Source organism: Avibacterium sp. 20-132 (assembly GCF_023611925.1).
Classification (GTDB): domain Bacteria; phylum Pseudomonadota; class Gammaproteobacteria; order Enterobacterales; family Pasteurellaceae; genus Avibacterium.
Genome location: NZ_CP091456.1, coordinates 2185829 through 2207710 on the forward strand (window position 1 = coordinate 2185829; position 21882 = coordinate 2207710).

Sequence of the window (21882 nt, forward strand, 5' to 3'; positions counted from 1 at the left end):
ATAATGTGTTATTAACGAAACTGCAAGCACTAAATTTTACGTCCAATTCTTGACATAAACTAAGTTATTTATAAATAAGCAAAAATCATAGAAATGAATTTACCCCTTATTTTTATCAGGAATTAAAAAGCAAAGTGCGGTTAAAAAATGTGTGAAAAATCACAAATTTTTCAATAACTAAGAGAAATTTGCCGATTTTTATTGACCTATTTTTCCCTTATATGTTAGAAAAACTTACTGATGATATTGCTTTTTCTTATTACAAAGAAATGATCCATTTGGGTGTTTATTTTCAAGCCCGTTATTTTGACTAGGAGAGATTAATGGTTCGATACATTCGATACTTTATGAAATTAGAAGCAGCCAGCGGAATGTTATTGCTGTTTTTCGCTGCCTTTGCCATTTTATTGGCAAACACGCCCTTGAGCCGTTTTTATTTTAGTTTTCTTGATGCGCCAGTGGTGATCCAATTTGGTTCTATTGTACAAATCAACAAACCACTCTTGATGTGGGTGAATGATGGCTTTATGGCGGTATTTTTTGTCCTTGTGGGATTAGAAGTAAAACGAGAATTGCTCACAGGGGCAATTTCAAGCTATCAAAAAGCCATTTTCCCAGCCATTGCCGCCTTGGGAGGAATGATTGTGCCAGCGGCAATTTATTGGTTTGTCACCAAGGATACCCCACAATATCAAGATGGCTGGGCAATTCCAATGGCAACAGACATTGCCTTTGCACTGGGCGTATTAGGTTTGCTTGGGAGTCGTGTGCCTTTCGCATTAAAAGTGTTTTTGCTTGCACTAGCGATTATTGATGATTTAGGCGCGATTATTGTGATTGCGTTGTTCTTCTCACAGGATTTGAGTACGCGCGCGTTAATTTTAGCGAGTATTGCCATTGTGGGGTTGATTTTGCTTAATCGCTTTAAAGTATCCAATTTAGGGCCTTATGTGATTGTCGGCTTAGTGTTATGGGTATCCGTGCTAAAATCGGGCGTACACGCCACCTTAGCTGGCGTTATCATTGGGTTTAGTATTCCACTCAAAGGGAAAAATGGCAGAAAAGTGTTGCACGATATGGAACATATTTTAGCCCCTTGGTGTTCATTCTTTATTTTGCCCCTGTTTGCCTTTTCCAACGCGGGAGTATCCTTAGCAGGAATGGGGATAGAGACGTTAAGCTCACCGCTCACTTTAGGCGTGATCTTAGGATTATTACTTGGAAAACCGCTTGGTGTCTTTTTATTTAGTTATTTATCGGTGTTATTTCGTCTTGCGAAATTGCCTGAAGGAATTAATTTTAAACAGATTTTTGCCATTGCCTTGCTATGCGGTATTGGATTTACAATGTCAATGTTCTTGGCGGGGCTCGCCTTTGGTGGTGATGGGGCAAGTGAAATGGCAAGTTTTGCCCGTGTAGGTATTTTGCTAGGCTCAGCGATTTCAGCGGTAGGAGGGTATTTCTTATTAAAGGTCTGTACGAAACCTAAGGAATAATATGAGGTAAAAAATCGGGCTATTCTAAGTAGCTCGATTTTTTTAATACTATTTTTTCAATGTTGGAATATATTCCGCTAATCCTTTGATTTCTTCTTCACTTAAACGAGATTTTGCGGCATTGCCCGCACCGACAATTTCACCCGCTTTGCGTTTTTCAAGTGCGGTGAGAATTTCTTCAGTTTTTAAGTTATTGATCATTGCAGATTGATTTAATGCCGATTTTTCCCCTTGCTTGCCGTGGCACATTGCACAAGTGCGGTTAAAAATCTTTTGCGTATGTTCTAGGCTTTCATCGGCTTGGCTATTGAATGCCAATAGCGTGCCTGCAATAAAAAATAGAGTCGAAGCGTAACCTTTCATTATTTTTCCTCAAAGAATGTTCGTAATTCGTTTTCTGGGATTAAACCCTCAAATTTATAAAGGATTTTTCCCTTAGGATCAAGCAAGAATGAGGTTGGTGTGCCAACCAACTGATAACGTTCAGCGGTAATATTAAGCTGATCTTTGACAATTGGCAGAGTCAGTTGATTTTTTTCTACCACCGCTTGTGTGTTACCACGTTCCCCATCAATATTAATGGCTAAAAGTTGTAATGTATTGGGATAGTTTTGGGAAAATTGCTGTAATAATTTCATCTCAACAATACAGATGCCGCAGGTTTCCGACCAAAAATTGATCAGCAATTTTTTCCCTGCAAATTGGCTTAATTCCACCTTATTGCCCTGCAAATCAAAAACCGCAATATCAGGTGCTTGACTGCCGATATTGGCGGTTTGATCTTTACAAGAAATAAGCAAAAAAAGCACCGCACTTAATAAACCGAGTTTGAGACTATGTCTTAATTGCATTCTATTATCCATTAAAGCATTCTATTATCCATTAAAAAAATTGATTTGCTATGTTACCACAAAATATCGCATTCAATATTTTTTGATTTGTAAATGAACAATAACGCTATCCAGTACAACACTGTATAGCATTTTTCTGTTAGAATAGCCGCCAATTTATTTACCCTTAACCCCGAATTGAATGAATGGATAGCCAAACTGTCATCAACGCGTTTGCTGAAAATGGAGTATTAAGTCAGCACATTAAAGGATTTCGCCCGCGTGCCGAACAATTAGAAATGGCGCAAGCCGTGTCGGAGGCGATTTCGCACAAGCAAGCGCTTGTGGTGGAAGCGGGGACTGGCACGGGGAAAACCTTTGCGTATTTAGTGCCTGCGTTACTTGCCGGCAAGAAAACCATTATTTCCACGGGTTCAAAAAATTTACAAGATCAATTATTTAATCGTGATCTTCCGGCTATAAAAAAAGCGTTGCGCTACACAGGGAAAATCGCGTTATTAAAAGGGCGAGCCAATTATCTTTGCCTTGAGCGTTTAGATCAGCTTATTGCACAAGGTGTGTTAGGGGATCGCACCGTATTAGCGGATCTTGCTAAAGTGCGAAAATGGAATAATGCCACCAAAACGGGGGATTTAAGCGAATGTGTGGAGATTGCGGAAGATAGCCCGATTTTGCCCCAGCTCACCAGTACTACCGAAAGTTGCCTAGGTTCAGATTGCCCTAATTATGCGGATTGCTATGTGGCAGTCGCTCGCAAAAAAGCATTAAATGCAGATTTAGTGGTGGTGAACCATCATTTGTTTTTTGCAGATATGGCGGTAAAAGAAAGTGGCTTCGGTGAGCTTATTCCCAATGCGCAAGCCATTATTTTTGATGAAGCCCACCAAATAGCTGATGTGGCGAGCCAATATTTCGGCATATCTCTCACTTCACGTCAATTATTTGATTTATGCAAAGATGCCAATATTGTTTATCGTACAGAATTAAAAGATATGAAACAGCTTGGCGTGGCGGCTGAGACTTTACTTAAAGTAGTGCAAGATTTTCGTCTATTATTGGGCGAAGGTAATCGGCGAGGAAATTGGCGAGAGTTATATGCACAACATTCAATGCATTCAGCAGATAAAAGTGCGGTGCAAAAATGCGTAGAATTATTGCAAGAGAAATTGGCCTTTTTATCCGACGTAGTGAAGCTTTCTCTCGGGCGTTCACAAACTCTAGATAGCATTTTTGAACGTATTGCCAGTATTCAGTTGGTGTTAAAACGCCTGCAAGAAACTCATTTAGTGGGCTATTGTTATTGGTATGAAACAATGGGGCGTGGCTTTGGCTTGCATATCACACCGCTCACTGTTGCTGATAAATTTGGTGAACAGATCAGTAAAAAAGAGGCGGCTTGGGTTTTCACCTCTGCCACCCTTGAAGTTGGGGGCAATTTTCAGCATTTTTGTCAGCGCTTGGGGATTGAAAATGCGGTGCAGAAAATTTTGCCTAGCCCCTTTAATTATCCTGAGCAAGCCTTATTATGCGTGCCACGGTTCCTGCCTGCATTGAACCAATCTCAGACACAAACGCAGTTAGGGCAAATGTTATTACCGATCATCGAAAAAAATCAGGGACGCTGTTTTGTCCTTTGCACCTCTTATTCTATGATGCGTGGACTGGCAGATTTTTTCCGCGAGCACAGTGATTTAACAGTTTTACTACAAGGGGAAACGGCAAAAAGTCAATTATTAGCACAGTTTACCACCCAATCTCACGCGGTGCTGGTAGCAACCTCAAGTTTTTGGGAAGGTGTAGATGTCCGTGGCGATGCCCTTTCTTTAGTGATTATTGATAAATTACCTTTTACCGCACCAGATGAGCCTTTACTTAAAGCACGAATGGAAGATTGTCGCTTACAGGGTAAAGATCCCTTTAATGAGATTCAAATTCCTGAGGCAGTCATCACCTTAAAACAAGGTGTTGGGCGGTTGATCCGTGATGTAACAGACCGAGGGGCGGTGATTATTTGTGATAGCCGTTTGGTGATGCGTACCTACGGCGAAACCTTTTTAAAAAGTTTACCAAACGCAACGCGAACCCGAGATTTAAACAACGTAATTCAATTTTTAACAGAGAAAAAATAATGACAACTTTACTCGCTTTAGATACCTCTACGGAGGCGTGTTCCGTCGCCTTATGGCACAAAGGAGAAATAACGCATTTAGATGAATTGGCACAACGCACCCATACAAAACGTATTTTGCCAATGGTTGATGAAATTTTAAACCAGTCTGGTATTACGCTCAATCAAGTGGATGCATTAGTTTTCGGGCGTGGGCCGGGCAGTTTTACCGGCGTGCGTGTCGGCGCAGGAATTGCACAAGGTTTAGCATTAGGGGCTGATTTGCCAGTGATTCCTATTTCTAATCTGACGACAATGGCTCAGCAAGCGTATGAACAATATGGCACGACGCAAGTCCTCTGTGCCATTGATGCAAGAATGAATGAGGTGTATTTCAGCCAACTGAATGCAGAACAAGTGCGCTTGGATTCTCATCAATTTTTACAATGGAATGAGGTGGTAGCCGAACAGGTGTGTTCAGCGCAACAGGTACTCGCCCTTGCACAACAGGGACAAGGCGAGTGGCGTAAAGTTGGCACAGGCTGGAGGGCTTATGAAGCACTTTCGCAGCTTGACTGGGCAACAGCGTCAGACATTCTTTTACCTTCCGCTAAAGCAATGCTACCGTTGGCATTGCCTTATTACTGGCAAAAACAATGGATAAGTGCGGTGGAAATTGAACCCGTTTATTTACGCAATGAAGTCACTTGGAAAAAGTTGCCGGGGCGTGAATAACGCATCAGGATTTGGCACATTCGCGAGCGAGTGATAAAATCCACAAGATTTAATAAAAATAATAAGGATAACAAATGGAAAAGCCTTGGTTTATCAATTATCCAGAGGGGGCAGAAAGGGAACTGGATACCTCCGCTTATGAAAACATCTTAGATATGTTTGATAAAGCCGTGAGAGAACATCCTGATCGTGCCGCTTATATTAATATGGGGCAAGTGCTGACCTTTCGTAAATTAGAAGAGCGTAGCCGTGCCTTTGCTGCTTATTTACAAAATGAATTGAAGTTACAACAAGGCGATCCCGTGGCGTTAATGATGCCTAATTTATTGCAGTATCCTATTGCCTTATTCGGCATACTACGCGCGGGAATGATTGTCGTCAATGTGAATCCGCTTTACACCCCAAGAGAACTTGAACATCAGCTGCAAGACAGCGGTGCCAAAGCCATTGTGGTGGTATCGAATTTTGCCTCAACCCTTGAAAAAGTGGTGTTCAATACCGCGGTTAAACACGTTATTTTAACCCGAATGGGCGATCAGCTTTCTTTTGGCAAACGAACATTGGTGAATTTTGTGGTGAAATACATTAAAAAGCTCGTGCCAAAATATAAACTTCCTCACGCCGTTACTTTCCGTGAAGTGCTTGCCGTTGGCAAATATCGCCAATATGTTCGCCCTAATTTAACACGCAATGATCTTGCCTTTTTACAATATACAGGGGGAACAACAGGCGTTGCGAAAGGGGCAATGCTTTCTCATCATAATATTATTACCAATGTATTTCAGGCAAAATGGATTGCTTATCCTTTTGTTGGCGATCATACCCGTGAACGAAAAGCGATCTTGGCATTACCGCTGTATCACGTTTTTGCCCTGACGGTGAACTGTTTATTGTTTATTGAATTGGGTGTTACAGCAATTCTGATCACCAATCCACGTGATATTGAAGGTTTTGTAAAAGAGCTGAAAAAACATCGCTTTGTGGCGATTACAGGGGTGAACACCTTATTTAATGCCTTATTAAATAATGAGAATTTCAAAGAAATTGATTTTTCACAACTTAAACTTTCTGTGGGTGGCGGAATGGCAATTCAGCAATCTGTCGCAACACGTTGGCACGAAACCACAGGTTGTAGCATTATTGAAGGTTATGGTATGACAGAATGTTCACCACTGATTGCTGCTTGCCCAATAAATGTGGTGAAACACAATGGCACTATTGGGGTTCCTGTTCCCAATACGGACATTAAAATTATCAAAGACAATGGCGAACAAGCGCAACTTGGCGAGCCGGGTGAGCTTTGGGTGAAAGGTGATCAAGTGATGCAAGGTTATTGGAAACGCCCAGAAGCAACCGCTGAAGTACTGAAAGATGGCTGGCTTGCAACGGGAGATATTGTGGTGATGGACGACTCTTACAGCTTGCGTATTGTCGATCGTAAAAAAGATATGATCATCGTTTCGGGATTTAATGTCTATCCAAACGAAATTGAAGATGTGATTATGCTCAATTATAAAGTCGCGGAAGTGGTTGCAATTGGCGTGCCACACGAAGTATCAGGCGAAACAATTAAGGTGTTTGTGGTGAAAAAAGATGAAAGCCTCACACGTGATGAGCTACGCCAACATTGCAGACAGCATCTTACAGGATATAAAATCCCGAAAGATATTGAGTTTAGAGATGAGTTACCGAAATCCAATGTTGGTAAAATTCTCCGCCGTGTGTTACGCGATGAAGAATTAGCGAAGCGTCCATCGCATTAATCGGTTTAAGCGATAAAAATAAATCAAGGGCGGACAAAAAGTTCGCCTTCATTTTATCTTCATTTGAAATAAAGCAATGCGTTAATGCCATTGCAGTATTTTTTATGAGATGTGATTAAAAATGAATGAAATAAGGTTATGTCAGCAATAAAAAAAGAAATCAAAAATCCACCGCACTTTCAAATAATTACTTCAACATTGGCATTGGAGGAAGTTTGCCAACGCGCGAGAGAAAAATCTTACGTTGCATTGGACACCGAATTTATTCGTACCAGAACTTTTTATCCAAAGTTGGGGTTGATCCAACTTTATGATGGTGAGAAGGTAAGTCTGATCGATCCTTTAGTCATTGATGATTTTTCCGCTTTTATTACGTTGCTTGCAGATATCAATGTCATTAAAATTCTACACGCGAGTAAAGAAGATCTTGAGATTTTTTACCACTATTTCAAACAGTTACCTACACCATTAATCGACACACAGGTTGTAAGTCAATTTTTAGGTTTTGGTCATTCTATGGGATTTGCCAGTTTAATCTATCATTATTTTCAGTTAGAGCTAGATAAAGGCGCTTCACGCACAGATTGGCTCGCACGCCCATTATCCGATGTCCAATTACGCTATGCAGCAGCTGATGTTTGGTATCTCCTTCCTCTATATGAAAAAATGCAACAACATTTATTGCAAACACCGTGGCAAAGTGCGGTACAAAATGAATGTGAATTATTGTTAGAAAAAATTAGCAAACCAAGAGATCCTGAACGTGCTTATTTTGATATTCCCAATGCGTGGAAATTAAATGAACAAGCTTTAATGGCGTTAAAACTTCTTGCAAAATGGCGTTTAGAAGAAGCCATTAAACGTGATGTGGCGTTAAATTTTATTGTAAAAAGTGAACATTTGTGGCTTGTGGCGAAACATCTTCCTAAGCATACTTCGGCATTACTTGATTTAGGATTATTGCCGATGGAAGTGCGAGTGAATGGTAAAAAAATGTTACAGCTTGTTGAGAAAGCAAAACGCTCGCCTAAAGAAGCGTATCCCTCCCCCATTGTTCGTTTGGTTGATGAACCACGCTATCGCGCTGGATTAAAAATGTTGCAGCAAAAATTAAACGAAATCACGCCAGCGGAGTTGCCTATAGAGACTATTTCAAGTAAACGAGGATTAGAAGGTTTAATGAAATGGTGCTGGATAAAACACCAAGATCCGAATGATTTACCTGATTTATTAAAAGGATGGCGTAAAGAATTTGGTGAAATGTTGCTCAAATCTTTACAAAGTTTTTAATTATATTGCTTGGCAATTTCTTAGTATAGGGATTAGAATAGCGTTCTCTCAATGAGAATAATCCTATAGTTAAACTTTTTAGCTATATTAGTTATTTATTATGTAAAGGAAAATACAATGAATAAAATCATTAAATTAGGTACAGCAGTGCTTTTCGCTCTTTTTATTGCAGCTTGTAATAAGGCTGATCCCGCAGCAGATTATCAAAAATTAGTGGAATGGAGTTTAGCGAATCAACAAAGTCAAGTTGCTTTTCAACAAGAATATATGGAAAAATTATCTTCCGGTGATGAAAAACAAATTGCTGAGGCAATGAATGCATTAAGTGCAAGAAATGCAGAAGTGCAAAAGAGCTTGAATACGTTAGATATTAAAAGTGCTGAAATCGAACAGTTAAAAGATAAAATGCAATCTGTGTTAACATTAACCTCAGAGCTTGCAAAAGATGGCTTAGCATTAATGAATAATGCGTCAGAAGAAGCGACAAAAGCGATTCAAGCAAAAACGGAAAAAACAACAGCTGCAACGGAAGAATTGAAAAAACTTCAAGACGAAATGGCAGCAAAATATGGTAAAAAAGCTGATCAACCGAAGTAATTCCTATGTTTTGATCGTTTTACTAAGACTGATCTGAATCCCAAAATTTGGGTGGTTTAGTTTTGAGCTTTTAAGGACTGAATTCCGTACATAGTAGGGCAGTCCTTTTTGTTTTTCAATTTAAAAGAATACTATGTTGTTGTCGAGTAGTAAGTTTCTCTTATTTTGATTTTAATCGGTTATGCCACGTTTTTTAACTGGCTGTGCGATACGTTAAAATCAAACTACAAGAAGTTGCTTATTTAGCCAGTTAATACAAAAATAATAATGAAAAATTTGCAATTCTATAGGGCTTGGGGCATAATGCGAGCGTTCTGTTGCTGTTTAGTGGCAGATGTAATGGAAACCTTCTCGGTTCCTCGCAACGAGGTCTGGTTTACTCGGTCAGGTTCGGAAGAAAGCAGCCAAAGTCGGATTTTTCGTGTGCCGAGATCAAGCTGGGAAGGTTTCCGCCCAGATTTTCTTTTTTCGAGATTTTCCAGTTTCTCAATCCTTATTTAAAGCTTTCTACTTAGTTAAATTCTTTCCACTAATTGTTTGAAAAAGCCGTTTTCTTTTGCCATTAAGGTTTGATAATTGCCTTGTTCAATTAATTTTCCTTCATCTATAATGCAAAGATGATCAAACTGCTCAATAGCAGTAAGACGATGGGTTACCATAATCAAGGTTTTATTTTGGCAATGGGTTAGGATTAAGCGCAGAATTTGACGTTCTGTTTCACGATCTAACCCTTCTGTTGGCTCATCAAGTAATAGAATAGGGGCTTGATTGAGCAAAATACGCGCTAAGCCTAAGCGACGCTGTTCTCCGCCAGAAAGAGGACGCCCTCCATCACCTAGCCAGAGATCTAAACCTTGTTCTTGCTCGACTAATTTGCCTAAGCCCACTTGGTTTAGCACTTCAATCATTGTGGTATCTTGCAGGGGGTGTTGATTCGCCAATTGAAGATTATTGCGTAAGGTATCACTAAAAACGTGTACACGTTGGGTGAGAAAGCACATTTGTTCACGTAAATGGCGCTCTGTGTAGTCTGTGATAGGTTGATTGGCGAGAAAAATATTCCCTTGATTCGGATCATAATTACGCACCAGAAGCTGTAACAGGGTAGATTTACCACTGCCGGTTTTACCCAGAATAGCCACTTTTTGCCCTTGTGGAATAGTTAGCGTGATGTTTTCTAGCGCAGGGTCTTGGCGTTCAGGATAGGTGAAATTCACTTGCTGAATAGACAGATCAAGTGCGGTGTGTTTTTCCACCGTTTTTTCTCCACTAAATTGCACCAGTGGCGTTTGTTCGGTGATCTCAGTAACGCGTTCAGCAGAAGCGATAATTTGCCCTATATGCAAAAATGCAGAACCCAAAGGCATTAAAATCTCAAAAGCTGCCAGGGCAGCAAGGGCAAATAAAGCAATAATTGCAGGACTATATCGGTCATTGCCAAAATCAGCATTAGCGGCAAACCATAAGGTAAGGGTAAGCAAAATCCCATTCGCCAAAAGCATAAGTGCGGTGGAAAATCCGCTTAAATTTGCTTCTTTCTGTTGAAAACCTTGCCACTGTTGTTCTGTTTCATCTAGCTTTTGTTTGAGTGGTTTTTCTGCATTAAACAGCAATAATTCCGCTTGAGATTGGATATATTCCACAAATCGCGTGCGGTAAGTCGCGCGTGCGCGAGTGAGTTTATGCCCAAATGTTTTCCCTAAATAATAAAAAATGGTTGGCACAAGCAGAGCCAGTGTGATGAGAACAGTGGCAAAAAATAGCGCAAGTGAGAGGTTAAAAAAGCTCAGTCCCACAGTGAGCAAGCCAATCACCACAAAAGCGGTGATAAAAGGGGCGAGTAGGCGAAGATAAAGGCTATCCAAGGTATCTACATCTGCCACTAAACGGTTTAACAAATCACTGTTGCGATAGCGATTTAGTACAGCTGGGCTAAGAGGGATGATCTTTTGAAATACTTGCACACGTAATTTGGCAAGGATTCTAAATGTAGCGTCGTGGGTAACGATTTTTTCAAAATAACGGGCGACAGTGCGACCAATCGCTAAGCCTCGGACACTAGCGGACGGATAGAAAAAATTAAATAATGTACCAATGCCAGCCAATGCGGTGGCTGCCAAAAACCAGCCTGAAACCGTTAATAAGCCAATGCTGGCGGCAAGTCCTGTGATCATCAGGATTAAGCCTAAAAATAAGACAAATTTGGCGTGCTTAAATAAACGTAAAAATGGTAAAAGTGTACGCATTAATTAATATCCTCTTTACGCTGGGTAAGAAGTTCAGCAAAAAATCCTTCATTTTGTAATTGTTCAAAGCGACCTTGCTGAATGATTTGTCCTTTCTGCATAACCAAAATATGATCGCATTGTTTCAAATCTTCAATACGATGGGTGATCATCAAGGTCGTTTGTTCAGGACTAATTTTTTGTAAAGCTGAAAGCACCAGATTTTCTGATTGTGCATCAAGGCTCGCTGTGGGTTCATCAAGGAGCAATAAACGGCGATGCCGTAATAAAGCGCGGGCAATGGCTAAACGCTGTGCTTGCCCGACAGAAAGCCCAATACCACCTTCTTTGATTACTGCATCTAACCCTAATTTATCGGTAAATACGGAAGCTTGGGCTTGTGCTAAGGCGTGTTGAATTTCCTCATCACTGGCTTTAATATCGCCTAACAGCAAGTTTTCACGGATTGTGCCTTGCAATAATAAAGGGTTTTGCCCTACCCAAGCGATCCTGTTCCGCCATTGGGTTTTATTGATTTGATTAAGCTCAATGCCATTAATTTTTAGACTACCTTGATAGTCTAAAAAACCGAGTAACGCATTGATTAATGAGGTTTTTCCTGCGCCACTTTGCCCTACCAGTGCTGTATGGCTTTGAGCGGGCAAATGAAAATTAAGGGCTTGGGTGAGTGGTTTGCCTTGTGGCGATAACACCACCAGATCTTGGGCGTGGATTGCGATATTTTCATTTATCAAGGCTTCATTTAAAGAGTCATTTTGCTTTGTTTTTACCTCATTTAAAATTGGCTGTTCTAAAAATTCAACAATTGCATCAGCTGCGCCAATGGCAGCGGCACGGTCGTGGTAATAAGTGCCGAGATCACGCAAAGGTTGATAAAACTCAGGGGCAAGAATTAAACAGAAAAAGCCAATAAACAAGCTAATTGGTGTGCCATAGGAACCGAAATCAAGCTCGCCTAAATAGCTAAAACCAAAATATACTGCCATCAGCGCAATGGAAATTGAGGTAAAAAATTCCAACACCGCAGAAGATAAAAATGCCATTTTCAACACGTCCATAGTGGTTTCGCGGAAATCTTCCGTCGCTTGCTCAATATGGGCGGTTTGTTCTTCCGTTTTATTAAATAGGCGTAAGGTTTCAAGCCCACGCAGACGATCCAAAAATTGCCCACTTAATTTTGCTAAGGTTTGCATATTTTTTTGGCTGCTATCTGCAGCGGCGATCCCAACAAGGATCATAAAAATAGGTACAAGCGGGGCAGTAACAAGCAAAATCAATCCAGCCGCCCAATTGAGTGGAAAAATAGCAATCAAAATAATCAATGGAACGATCACCGAAAGGGCTTGTTGTGGTAAATAGCGAGCATAGAAATTATGTAGGTTTTCTACCTGTTCTAACATAATAGTTGCCCAACTGCCTGCGGGTTTTTGGTTGATCATCGCAGGGCCAACTTGATGTAATTTGGTGAAAATTTGTTGGCGGATAAAATAACGTAATTTTTGACCGCACTTAAATCCCAAGCGTTCTCGCCAATATAAAATCATTGCGCGTAAGGCAAAGCCTATGACTAAAGCGATAAAATAACCGATCAGATTTTCTCTTGCGATTTGCTCTATAATTAGCTGATGCAATAGGGTAGCAAGTAAATAGGTTTGAGCCACTAAAATCAGAGATGAAAGGCTAGCCAATAAAATATTTAGGCTAAGTAAGGTTTTTATTGGTTTTTGTTGGGCGCGTAGCCATTTTTGTAAGTATCGTTGGCGAGCTTTATCCATAATTCTGCGTAAAAGAGTTAATGAGTGATGTCATAATGAAAAAGAAAAGCGGTGCATTACGGCAATAACGCACCGCTGAGATTTATTCTTGGCTGTCCAAGAAACGTTCTGCATCTAAGGCAGCCATACAACCGGTACCCGCAGAAGTAATGGCTTGGCGGTAATTATGATCCATCACATCACCTGCTGCAAATACGCCTTCAACCGAAGTGGCAGTGGCATTGCCTTCCAAGCCAGATTTCACCACAATATAGCCATTATTTAATTCTAGCTGACCGGCAAAAATCTCGGTATTTGGGGCGTGGCCAATCGCCACAAACATACCGTCTAATTTGAGTTCTTCGGTTTCATCTGTTTGGGTATCTTTTAAACGAATGCCTGTTACTCCCATATTGTCGCCTAATACTTCATCTAATGTGCGGTGGGTATGCAGAATAATTTTTCCTTCTTCCACTTTTTTGTACAGACGATCAACTAAGATTTTTTCCGCTCGAAAGCTATCACGGCGATGTACTAAATGCACTTCAGAGGCAATATTGGCCAAGTAAAGAGCTTCTTCCACCGCGGTGTTGCCTCCACCAATAACCGCAACAGGCTTGTTACGATAGAAAAAACCATCACAAGTGGCACAAGCGGAAACCCCGCGGCCTTTAAATGCTTCTTCAGAGGGTAAACCGATATAACGCGCAGAAGCGCCTGTTGCGATGATTAACGCATCACAACTGAAACTTTGCACATCGCCATAAAGTTTAAATGGACGAGAAGAAAGATCAACACGATTAATGTGATCGAAAATAATCTCAGTATCGAATTTCTCCGCGTGTTGCAACATTCTTTGCATTAATTCTGGGCCGGTGGTATCGCCAAAATCACCCGGCCAATTTTCGATTTCTGTCGTGGTGGTAAGCTGTCCACCTTGTTGTAAGCCGGTTACCAAGACAGGGCTTAAGTTTGCACGAGCCGCATAAATGGCGGCGGTATAGCCTGCAGGCCCTGAACCTAAAATTAACAGTTTGCAATGTTTCATTTCTGACATAAAAATTCCTATTTAATCCGTTGAGTAAGAGAGTTTGCTATTATAAGGGAAACACATTAATAGAGTAACGAATAAAGTAATCGGCGATACTTATTGGTCATTGGATCATTGTTGCCCATCGCCGCTAAAATAGATAAAAATTCTTGTTTGATTTCCCCATTGAGTGCGCCTAAGTCTTGTTTTAATAGACTGAATAATAAGTCTAACGCTTCTTCATTACGATGGGCTTGGTGTAGCTGTAATGCCAGTTTTAAGGCAATCTCAGGGCTTTTATTGTTCGCATATTCTGCTTGTAATTGTTGAATTTCAGGGGTGTCCGCCGCTTTAATTAATAATTCAATTTGTGCTTGTAATCCTTGCCAGCGGCTATCACGATCTTGCAACGGAATACGATTTAAAATTTCCTGCGCTGGCTCAAGTCGTTTCATTGCAATATAGGTTTCCGCATAAAGTAAGGCAATATCGCTATTTTTATGATCGGAAAGTTCCCAAGCCTCTTTGAGTAGTGGAATCGCCTGTTCATAATCTTGATTAGCAAGTAAATCTAATGCTTGGTTGAATTTAATTTCTTCCTCTTTGGGTAAAATAAGATTTAAGTGCTGTTCTAATGTGTTTTCATCTAAGGCACCTTGAAAGGCATCAAGCGCTTGTCCATCTTTAAAGAGATAAGTGGTAGGAAGTGCTTGAATACCAAATTGCGCTGCCACCATTTGTTCGGCTTCGCAATCAATTTTGCCTAATAAAAATTGTCCTTGGTATTTTTCCGCATAACGTTCAAGCACACTGACAAAGGCAACCGAATCTGTATGGCTTGGGGCATAAAAAAGTAAGGCGAGTGGGGTTTGTTGTGTTTGCTGTAAGATCTCGGTGAGATTTTGCTGATTGACATCAATACTATAATTCGTCATTTTTACTCCAATTTGAGTTACAAAAATTATCACTGATTGTAACAAAAGTGCGGTGCTTTTTGGGAAAAAACTTCCGAAAAAAACACCGCACTTAAGATTGAGTAAAAATCTTTACTTAGAGCAAAATACTTCCCACTAAGGCGAAGGCAAATCCAGTAAAGCCGATGAGGGTTTCTAGCACTGTCCAGGTTTTTAATGTGGTTTTGGTATCCATTTCTAGAAAACGGCTGACTAACCAGAAACCACTGTCATTAACGTGAGAGAACACGGTTGCGCCAGAGGCAATTGCAATCACGATAAAGCAAAGATCGAATTGGCTTAATCCGACTGTTGCGGCAACCGTTGGGGCGATTAATGCCGATGTGGTTGTAAGGGCTACCGTCGCAGAACCTTGTGCAACACGCAATGCCATTGAAATAATAAAGGCGGCAACAATCACAGGCATTCCTGTGTCTGCGAACATCGCAGAAAGCTCATTACCAATGCCACTTGCACGCAACACACCACCAAACATTCCCCCAGCACCTGTTACGAGTACAATAGAACAGATTGGTCCGAGGGCATTATCACAAATTTTTTCTATTTGCTCATTGCTACGCTGATCTTTGAGCAACAAAATGGTAACGATTAACGTAATCAATAATGCAACAGGAGTTTTACCGAGTAAAAGTAAGCCTTGCACCCAAGCCTGCGAACCATCAACCACACCTGCGACAGAAAGGGTATTTAAGCCTGTATCACATAAAATTAGAACTAATGGCAATAATAAAATGGTCAATACTTTGCCAAAACTTGGTGGATTTAACACCGCTGTTTCGTTGATTGCATTTGCATTTAAGAACGCTTTTGGCAAATCAACCATCACTTTTTTACCTAAATATTGGCTAAATAAGTAGCTTGCGATATACCACGTTGGGATACCGCATACTAAGCCAACGATCACTAATAAGCCGATATTAGCGCCTAATAAATCCCCCGATGCCACAGGACCTGGGTGAGGTGGGACAAAGGCGTGCATAACAGCAAATGCCCCTGCCGCAGGGAAAGCATAGCGTAATACAGACCCCCCAAAGCGTTTTGCTACGCTAAAGATAATCGGCAACATCACGACTAATCCAGCATCAAAGAAAATTGGAAAGCCGAAAAGTAAAGAAGCCACACCTAAGGCGAAAGGGGCATTTTTTTCACCAAATTTATTGATAAGCGTATCAGCAAGCACTTTTGCACCGCCAGTGATTTCGAGTAAGCGCCCGATCATCGCCCCCAAACCCACTAATAACGCCACAGAGGCTAATGTGCCACCAAAGCCTTTGGTTAAGGTGGGTAGAATTTCATTGAAAGGGACGCCAGTTGCGAGTGCAGTGAGTAAACTCACGATAATTAATGCAACAAAGGCGTGAACTCTGAATTTCATAATTAATAAAAGCAACAGCAGTACTGAAGCGATCAACGTGAAAATCAACATATAAAATCCTTACTATTTGATGATTGATTTTTTCGCCAAGGGCGAGGAACGAATTGCTAATTTACCCGTAACATTAAATTCTGCTAGTAAGGTAAAATAGATAGGCATATTATTAGGGAAATTCTAATCAAAGTTCAAATAATTAGGCAAAAAAGCGTTATTTTTGTTAAATATTTGTGAAATAGATCACAAAATAAGATGTTACCAGTAACTAAAACTTACCATTTTTTGCTATGGTTAGTACATCAGAAATAAAATTTAATAGTTAAGGAAAAGAAAATGGAAAAAGGAAAAGGTAAGAGTTTTATCTTAATGGGCGTGTCTAGCACGGGGAAAACATCCGTAGGAACGGAAGTTTGCCGGCGTTTAGGGTTAAAATTGATTGATGGCGATGATCTTCATCCAAGAGCTAACATCATTAAAATGGGGAGTGGGCAACCGCTTAATGATGAAGATCGCGCACCTTGGCTTGAGCGTATCCGCGATGCGGCATTCAGCCTAGAACAAAAAAGTGAACAGGGGATCATTGTTTGCTCGGCATTGAAGAAAAAATACCGTGATCAAATTCGCGATGGTAATGAAAGCGTGAAATTCCTTTTCTTAGAGGGAAGTTTTGAGCTAGTGCTAGAACGAATGAAAAATCGTAAAGGGCATTATATGAAAACCGAAATGCTTAAAAGCCAATTCGATACGCTGGAAACGCCACAAGCAGATGAGCCAGATGTGATTCATATTGATATTGATGGGACATTTGATCAAGTGGTAGAACGTTGTGTAGTAGCGTTAGAGCCGTTTTTGGAATAAATGTGGATATTTTAGGGAAACTTTACTTTCCGTACGCTTTTCGCGTATAATTTTCTGAGTTTTATTGGAGAAGCTATGAAAGCGGTTTTTATTGAATTGCCATTTTTTGAAAAATATAGAAAGGAATATCTCTCTGACGATGAGTATCTTATGCTACAAAATGAGTTACTTGTTGCACCAGAAAAAGGAGATTTAATACAAGGCACCGGTGGACTTAGGAAATTAAGAATTGCAAATTCTAAAAGAAATAGAGGTAAAAGGGGCGGAGCAAGAGTAATTTATTATTACTATGTGCGTAATGCCGCAATCTACTTTTTAACCGCCTATGGTAAAGAGATGAAAGAAGATCTCACTGCTGATGAAAAAAGTATCTTGGCTAAAATAGTAGAAAATATAAAGGGGAAATAAAGAATGGAAAGAAATTTATTTGAAGAATTGAAACAAGGATTGGAACAAATGCAAGTCCATTTGGAAGGTAAAACCACCCTCAAAACCATTGAGCGTGAGCTTCCAGCAGAAATGGGTGAAATAAGCGCGAATGAAGTGAAGTCTATCCGTGAAAAACTTAATCTATCGCAATCGGTTTTTGCTAAGAAATTGAGAATGAGCGTACGCACTTACCAAGGTTGGGAACAAGGCAAAACCACGCCAAATAAACAAGCCACATTACTGTTGAAGATGATTGAGCGCTCGCCGCAAACCTTTGAAGATATTGCATCTCTCTAATTTGATCCCCTAGTCAATAGGGGATTTCTCTTTTTTATTCCTCTATAAACCCTTTCATAAACCTGTTAAAATCCGCAATATATTTTTTGAGATAAGGACATAATGTGGCGTTAATTAGTCTAACCAACGGTTATCTTTCTTTTAGTGATCATCCCTTGCTAGATCACACGGATTTATACATTGAAGCGGGCGAGCGTGTTTGTTTAGTTGGGCGTAACGGGGTAGGCAAATCTACCTTAATGAAAATTTTAGCAGGCGAAATGGTGATGGACGACGGACGTCTGCAATTTGAGCGTGATTTAGTCATTTCTCGCCTTGAACAAGATCCCCCTCGCAATGCACAGGGTAACGTGTTTGATTACGTTGCAGAAGGTATTGCGCATTTAGCTGATTTATTGAAAGAATATCACCGCACTTCTGATTTACTTGAACAGCAATATAGCGAAAGTACGCTAAATCGTTTGGCAGAAATTCAAACTCAGCTTGAACACGCAGATGGCTGGCGTTTTGAAAATAAAATTCGTGAAACCCTAATGAAATTAGGGCTTGAAGCAAATATGCGATTGGCTGAGTTATCCGGTGGCTGGTTACGTAAAGCGGCACTGGCTCGTGCATTGGTGTGTGATCCTGATGTATTACTGCTCGATGAACCTACTAACCATCTTGATGTCGATGCCATTGAATGGCTAGAAAATTTCTTCCTGAGCTTTAGTGGTTCGATTATTTTTATTTCTCACGATCGTGCTTTTATCAGAAAAATGGCAACACGCATTGTGGATCTTGATCGTGGACAATTAGTCTCTTACCCGGGCGATTACGCTAAATATCTTATTGAAAAAGAAGAAAATCTTCGTGTTGAAGCGTTACAAAATGAATTATTTGATAAAAAACTGGCTCAAGAAGAAGTCTGGATTCGGCAAGGGATTAAAGCTCGCCGAACCCGTAATGAAGGTCGAGTGAGAGCGTTGAAAGCCTTGCGAGAAGAACGTCGTCAGCGTAGAGACGTGCAGGGCAGTGCCAAGTTACAAGTGGATAATTCTAGCCGTTCAGGCAAAATCGTCTTTGAAGTTGAAGATGTGAGTTATGAAATTGCAGGGAAAACACTGGTTTCGCATTTTTCAACGACGATTTTACGTGGTGATAAAATCGCTTTGGTAGGGGCAAATGGCATAGGCAAAACGACGTTAATTAAATTGCTCTTGGGTGAAATTCAGCCAACTTCAGGGCATATTAAATGTGGCACAAAATTAGAAATTGCTTATTTTGATCAGTATCGTGCTGATCTCGATCCTGAAAAAACGGTAATGGATAATGTTGCAGATGGCAAACAAGATATTGAAGTTAATGGGGTAAAACGCCACGTTTTAGGTTATTTGCAAGATTTCTTATTTCCACCAAAACGGGCAATGGTGCCAGTGAAAGCCCTTTCAGGGGGAGAACGTAACCGCTTGTTATTAGCAAAATTATTGCTTAAACCAAATAATTTACTGATTTTGGACGAGCCAACCAATGATCTGGATGTGGAAACCTTAGAATTATTGGAAGAATTACTGGCTGATTATCAAGGCACGTTGCTGATTGTGAGCCACGATCGCCAATTTATTGATAACACAGCAACAGAATGCTACATTTTTGAAGGCAATGGGATTATTAACAAATATGTGGGCGGTTTCCACGATGCGAAACAGCAACAAGCGAATGTATTTGCCTTGAAAGAAGCGGAAAAAGCGAAAGAGAAAAAAGCAGAAAGCGTGCTGGAACTTAACAAGGTTTCACATAAGCCAGTAAAACATCGCCCCGTGAAACTTTCTTACAACGAGCAACGAGAGCTAGAACAATTGCCGCAAAAATTGGAAAATTTGGAAGAAAAAATCACCGCACTTCAAGCGGAAGTCTCTGATCCCAATTTTTTCCAGCAAGATCACCAATACACCACAGACAAACTCCAACAACTTGCTGAAGCAGAGCAGGCGTTAGAACAAGCATTTGCCCGTTGGGAAATGTTGGAAGAAAAGAAAAGTGGCGCGAGTTGATCATTGAGTGGAAAAGTAAGTGCGGTGGTTTTTTAACAAGTTTTGCATATAAAAAAACCGCCACACGAAAATCAGGTGGCGGAGAGGTCTTAAATAAGAAAATTAGTTTGAAAAAGACAACTGCAATTTGCAGTGCACTAGCATTTACTAAGACTCACTAGGCGCGGAATAGTTCACAACTATTTTAAATTTTTTTACGTTTTTGTAAAAATGTTGTGATTTGTGCTTCAATACCTTGTGCGTCCAGTTTCAAGTCTGCCAAAATTTCTTGCTGCGTACCTTGTGGAATGAAGAAATCGGGCAAGCCTAATTGCAATAGTGCGGTAGTTTTGTGCTGAGAATTTAGCACTTCAGCCACTGCGCTCCCTGCTCCGCCTTGAATCGCGTTTTCTTCAAGTGTAACCAATAAAGCGTGAGTGTCAGCCAGTTGTTGAATTAAGGTTTCATCAATTGGTTTAACAAATCGCATATCTACAAGGGTCGCGTTTAATTTTTCAGCCACTGCGTTGGCATTTGGCAACAACGTACCAAAATTTAAAATAGCGATCGTTTCCCCTTCACGCAGAATTTTACCTTTTCCGATAGGCAGCATTGCTAATGGCTCAAGTGAAACGCCGATAGCGTTGCCTCTAGGGTAGCGTACTGCAGCAGGTTTACCACATTGATAGCCCGTATAAAGCATTTGGCGACATTCATTTTCATCGCTAGGGGTCATAATCACTAAATTTGGAATGCAGCGCATAAAGCTGATATCGAATGCCCCTTGATGAGTTTGCCCGTCTGCACCAACTACGCCTGCACGGTCAATGGCAAATAACACGGGAAGATTTTGAATAGCCACATCGTGAATGACCTGATCGTAGGCACGTTGTAAGAACGTCGAATAAATGGCGACGACAGGTTTAAAACCTGCAATCGCTAAGCCTGCGGCGAAGGTAACCGCGTGTTGTTCGGCAATGGCAACATCAAAATATTGCTGTGGAAAACGGTTGGAAAATTCCACCATTCCTGACCCTTCACGCATAGCTGGGGTGATGCCGATTAATTTTGGATCTTGTTCAGCGATTTCACATAGCCAGTTGCCAAAAATTTGTGAATAGGTTGGGGTGGTGGATTTAGGCAATTTTCCACTCGAAGGATCGAATTTTGGCACACCGTGAAAACCAATAGGATCTTTTTCCGCGGGGGCATAGCCTTTGCCTTTTTTGGTTTTTATATGCAAGAACTGCGGACCTTTTAAGCTGCTCATATTCTTTAATGTGCTAATTAATTCATCCACATTATGTCCATCAATTGGACCAATATAGTTAAAGCCTAGCTCTTCAAACATTGTGCCGATAGGGGAAACAAAGCCTTTAACGTGTTCTTCCGTTTTTTTGACAAACTCTTTAATAGGCGGCACGCCAGAGAGAATTTTTTTACCGCCTTCACGCAAGGTAGAATAGAAAGAGCCAGAAAATAGGCGAGCAAGATAGTTATTCAACGCTCCCACGTTCTCGGAAATGGACATTTCATTGTCGTTGAGAATCACCAACATATCGGTGTGCAATGCACCGGCGTGATTGAGTGCTTCAAAGGCCATTCCAGCGGTAATTGCCCCATCACCAATCACACAAACGGTTTTACGTCCTGCATTTTCTTTTTCTGCCGCAACGGCAATACCAAGCCCAGCACTGATTGAGGTAGAAGAGTGCCCCACGCTTAGCACATCAAATTCGCTTTCATCACGCCAAGGAAAAGGATGAAGTCCATTTTTTTGACGAATGGTGGACATTTTATCGCGGCGTCCAGTGAGAATTTTATGCGGATAGGCCTGATGCCCTACATCCCAAATAAGCTGATCAAATGGGGTATTAAACACATAATGCAAGGCAACCGTGAGTTCTACCGTGCCTAAACCTGATGCCAAATGTCCGCTACTTTGACTAACACTTTCTAACAAATATCCGCGTAATTCATTACAAAGTTGGGGAAGTTGATCTTTATTTAAAAGACGCAAATCGTCCGGTGAATTAATCAGTGATAAAAGAGGATATTTTTCCATTGTTAA

18 protein-coding genes and 1 other RNA gene are annotated in these 21882 nt (G+C 40.7%); 11 read left to right on the forward strand and 8 right to left on the reverse strand.

All coding sequences use genetic code 11. The features are described 5' to 3' along the window. Positions 1-323 precede the first annotated feature (323 nt). The gene (gene nhaA, locus L4F93_RS10480) at positions 324-1496 is read left to right on the forward strand and encodes a Na+/H+ antiporter NhaA (RefSeq protein WP_250350194.1); all 1173 of its coding nucleotides are present in this window, start codon (positions 324-326) and stop codon (positions 1494-1496) included. 48 nt (positions 1497-1544) lie between these two features. Here nhaA and L4F93_RS10485 read toward each other — a convergent pair whose 3' ends face one another. Further along, positions 1545-1859, reverse strand: coding sequence for a c-type cytochrome (locus L4F93_RS10485; protein WP_250350195.1), 315 nt, complete (start codon positions 1857-1859; stop codon positions 1545-1547). Then, positions 1859-2347, reverse strand: a complete 489-nt coding sequence (locus L4F93_RS10490) for a TlpA family protein disulfide reductase (protein WP_250350196.1) — start codon at positions 2345-2347, stop codon at positions 1859-1861. The genes L4F93_RS10485 and L4F93_RS10490 overlap by 1 nt, the downstream gene beginning before the upstream one ends. Positions 2348-2532: 185 nt before the next feature. On the opposite strand from L4F93_RS10490, the gene L4F93_RS10495 reads away from it, so the two are divergent. The 6 genes from L4F93_RS10495 (at position 2533) to ffs (ending at position 9286) form a co-directional block, all read left to right on the forward strand. Next, a complete protein-coding gene (locus tag L4F93_RS10495) occupies positions 2533-4476 on the forward strand; it encodes an ATP-dependent DNA helicase (protein WP_250350197.1) in 1944 nt (647 codons plus the stop codon). Further along, the gene (gene tsaB / locus L4F93_RS10500) at positions 4476-5189 is read left to right on the forward strand and encodes a tRNA (adenosine(37)-N6)-threonylcarbamoyltransferase complex dimerization subunit type 1 TsaB (RefSeq protein ID WP_250350198.1); all 714 of its coding nucleotides are present in this window, start codon (positions 4476-4478) and stop codon (positions 5187-5189) included. Before L4F93_RS10495 ends, tsaB begins: the two co-directional genes overlap by 1 nt. Positions 5190-5263: 74 nt before the next feature. Continuing rightward, a complete protein-coding gene (gene fadD / locus L4F93_RS10505) occupies positions 5264-6952 on the forward strand; it encodes a long-chain-fatty-acid--CoA ligase FadD (protein WP_250350199.1) in 1689 nt (562 codons plus the stop codon). Between the two features lie 138 nt (positions 6953-7090). After that, complete coding sequence (gene rnd, locus L4F93_RS10510; RefSeq protein ID WP_250350200.1) at positions 7091-8242, forward strand: ribonuclease D; 1152 nt, start codon at positions 7091-7093, stop codon at positions 8240-8242. A gap of 117 nt (positions 8243-8359) precedes the next feature. Next, a complete protein-coding gene (locus L4F93_RS10515; protein ID WP_250350201.1) occupies positions 8360-8839 on the forward strand; it encodes a hypothetical protein in 480 nt (159 codons plus the stop codon). Between the two features lie 348 nt (positions 8840-9187). Next, positions 9188-9286: signal recognition particle sRNA small type (gene ffs, locus L4F93_RS10520), an RNA gene on the forward strand. Between the two features lie 68 nt (positions 9287-9354). On the opposite strand, the gene cydC is transcribed toward ffs, so the two are convergent. The 5 genes from cydC to L4F93_RS10545 all read right to left on the reverse strand — a co-directional run bounded on the left by cydC (position 9355) and on the right by L4F93_RS10545 (position 16269). Next, entirely contained in the window at positions 9355-11085 is a 1731-nt protein-coding gene (gene cydC, locus L4F93_RS10525; protein ID WP_250350202.1) for a heme ABC transporter ATP-binding protein/permease CydC, read from the reverse strand. Beyond that, positions 11085-12860 (reverse strand): heme ABC transporter permease/ATP-binding protein CydD, encoded by a 1776-nt coding sequence (gene cydD, locus L4F93_RS10530; RefSeq protein ID WP_250350203.1) that lies wholly within the window; start codon positions 12858-12860, stop codon positions 11085-11087. Before cydD ends, cydC begins: the two co-directional genes overlap by 1 nt. A gap of 82 nt (positions 12861-12942) precedes the next feature. Further along, positions 12943-13896 (reverse strand): thioredoxin-disulfide reductase, encoded by a 954-nt coding sequence (gene trxB, locus L4F93_RS10535; protein ID WP_250350204.1) that lies wholly within the window; start codon positions 13894-13896, stop codon positions 12943-12945. 56 nt (positions 13897-13952) lie between these two features. After that, positions 13953-14804 (reverse strand): co-chaperone YbbN, encoded by an 852-nt coding sequence (locus L4F93_RS10540; RefSeq protein ID WP_250350205.1) that lies wholly within the window; start codon positions 14802-14804, stop codon positions 13953-13955. Positions 14805-14919: 115 nt separating this feature from the next. Continuing rightward, a complete protein-coding gene (locus tag L4F93_RS10545; protein WP_250350206.1) occupies positions 14920-16269 on the reverse strand; it encodes a GntP family permease in 1350 nt (449 codons plus the stop codon). 279 nt (positions 16270-16548) lie between these two features. Here L4F93_RS10545 and L4F93_RS10550 point away from each other — a divergent pair, with 279 nt between their 5' ends. From L4F93_RS10550 to L4F93_RS10565, 4 genes are all read left to right on the forward strand, one after another. Further along, a complete protein-coding gene (locus L4F93_RS10550) occupies positions 16549-17073 on the forward strand; it encodes a gluconokinase (protein WP_250350207.1) in 525 nt (174 codons plus the stop codon). 75 nt (positions 17074-17148) lie between these two features. Continuing rightward, on the forward strand, positions 17149-17481 hold the full coding sequence (locus L4F93_RS10555; RefSeq protein WP_250350208.1) for a type II toxin-antitoxin system RelE/ParE family toxin: 333 nt from the start codon (positions 17149-17151) through the stop codon (positions 17479-17481). 3 nt (positions 17482-17484) lie between these two features. Next, positions 17485-17799 (forward strand): helix-turn-helix domain-containing protein, encoded by a 315-nt coding sequence (locus tag L4F93_RS10560; protein WP_250350209.1) that lies wholly within the window; start codon positions 17485-17487, stop codon positions 17797-17799. 104 nt (positions 17800-17903) lie between these two features. After that, entirely contained in the window at positions 17904-19832 is a 1929-nt protein-coding gene (locus tag L4F93_RS10565) for an ABC transporter ATP-binding protein (protein WP_250350210.1), read from the forward strand. Between the two features lie 184 nt (positions 19833-20016). On the opposite strand, the gene dxs is transcribed toward L4F93_RS10565, so the two are convergent. After that, the gene (gene dxs / locus L4F93_RS10570; RefSeq protein WP_250350211.1) at positions 20017-21876 is read right to left on the reverse strand and encodes a 1-deoxy-D-xylulose-5-phosphate synthase; all 1860 of its coding nucleotides are present in this window, start codon (positions 21874-21876) and stop codon (positions 20017-20019) included. Positions 21877-21882 lie beyond the last annotated feature (6 nt).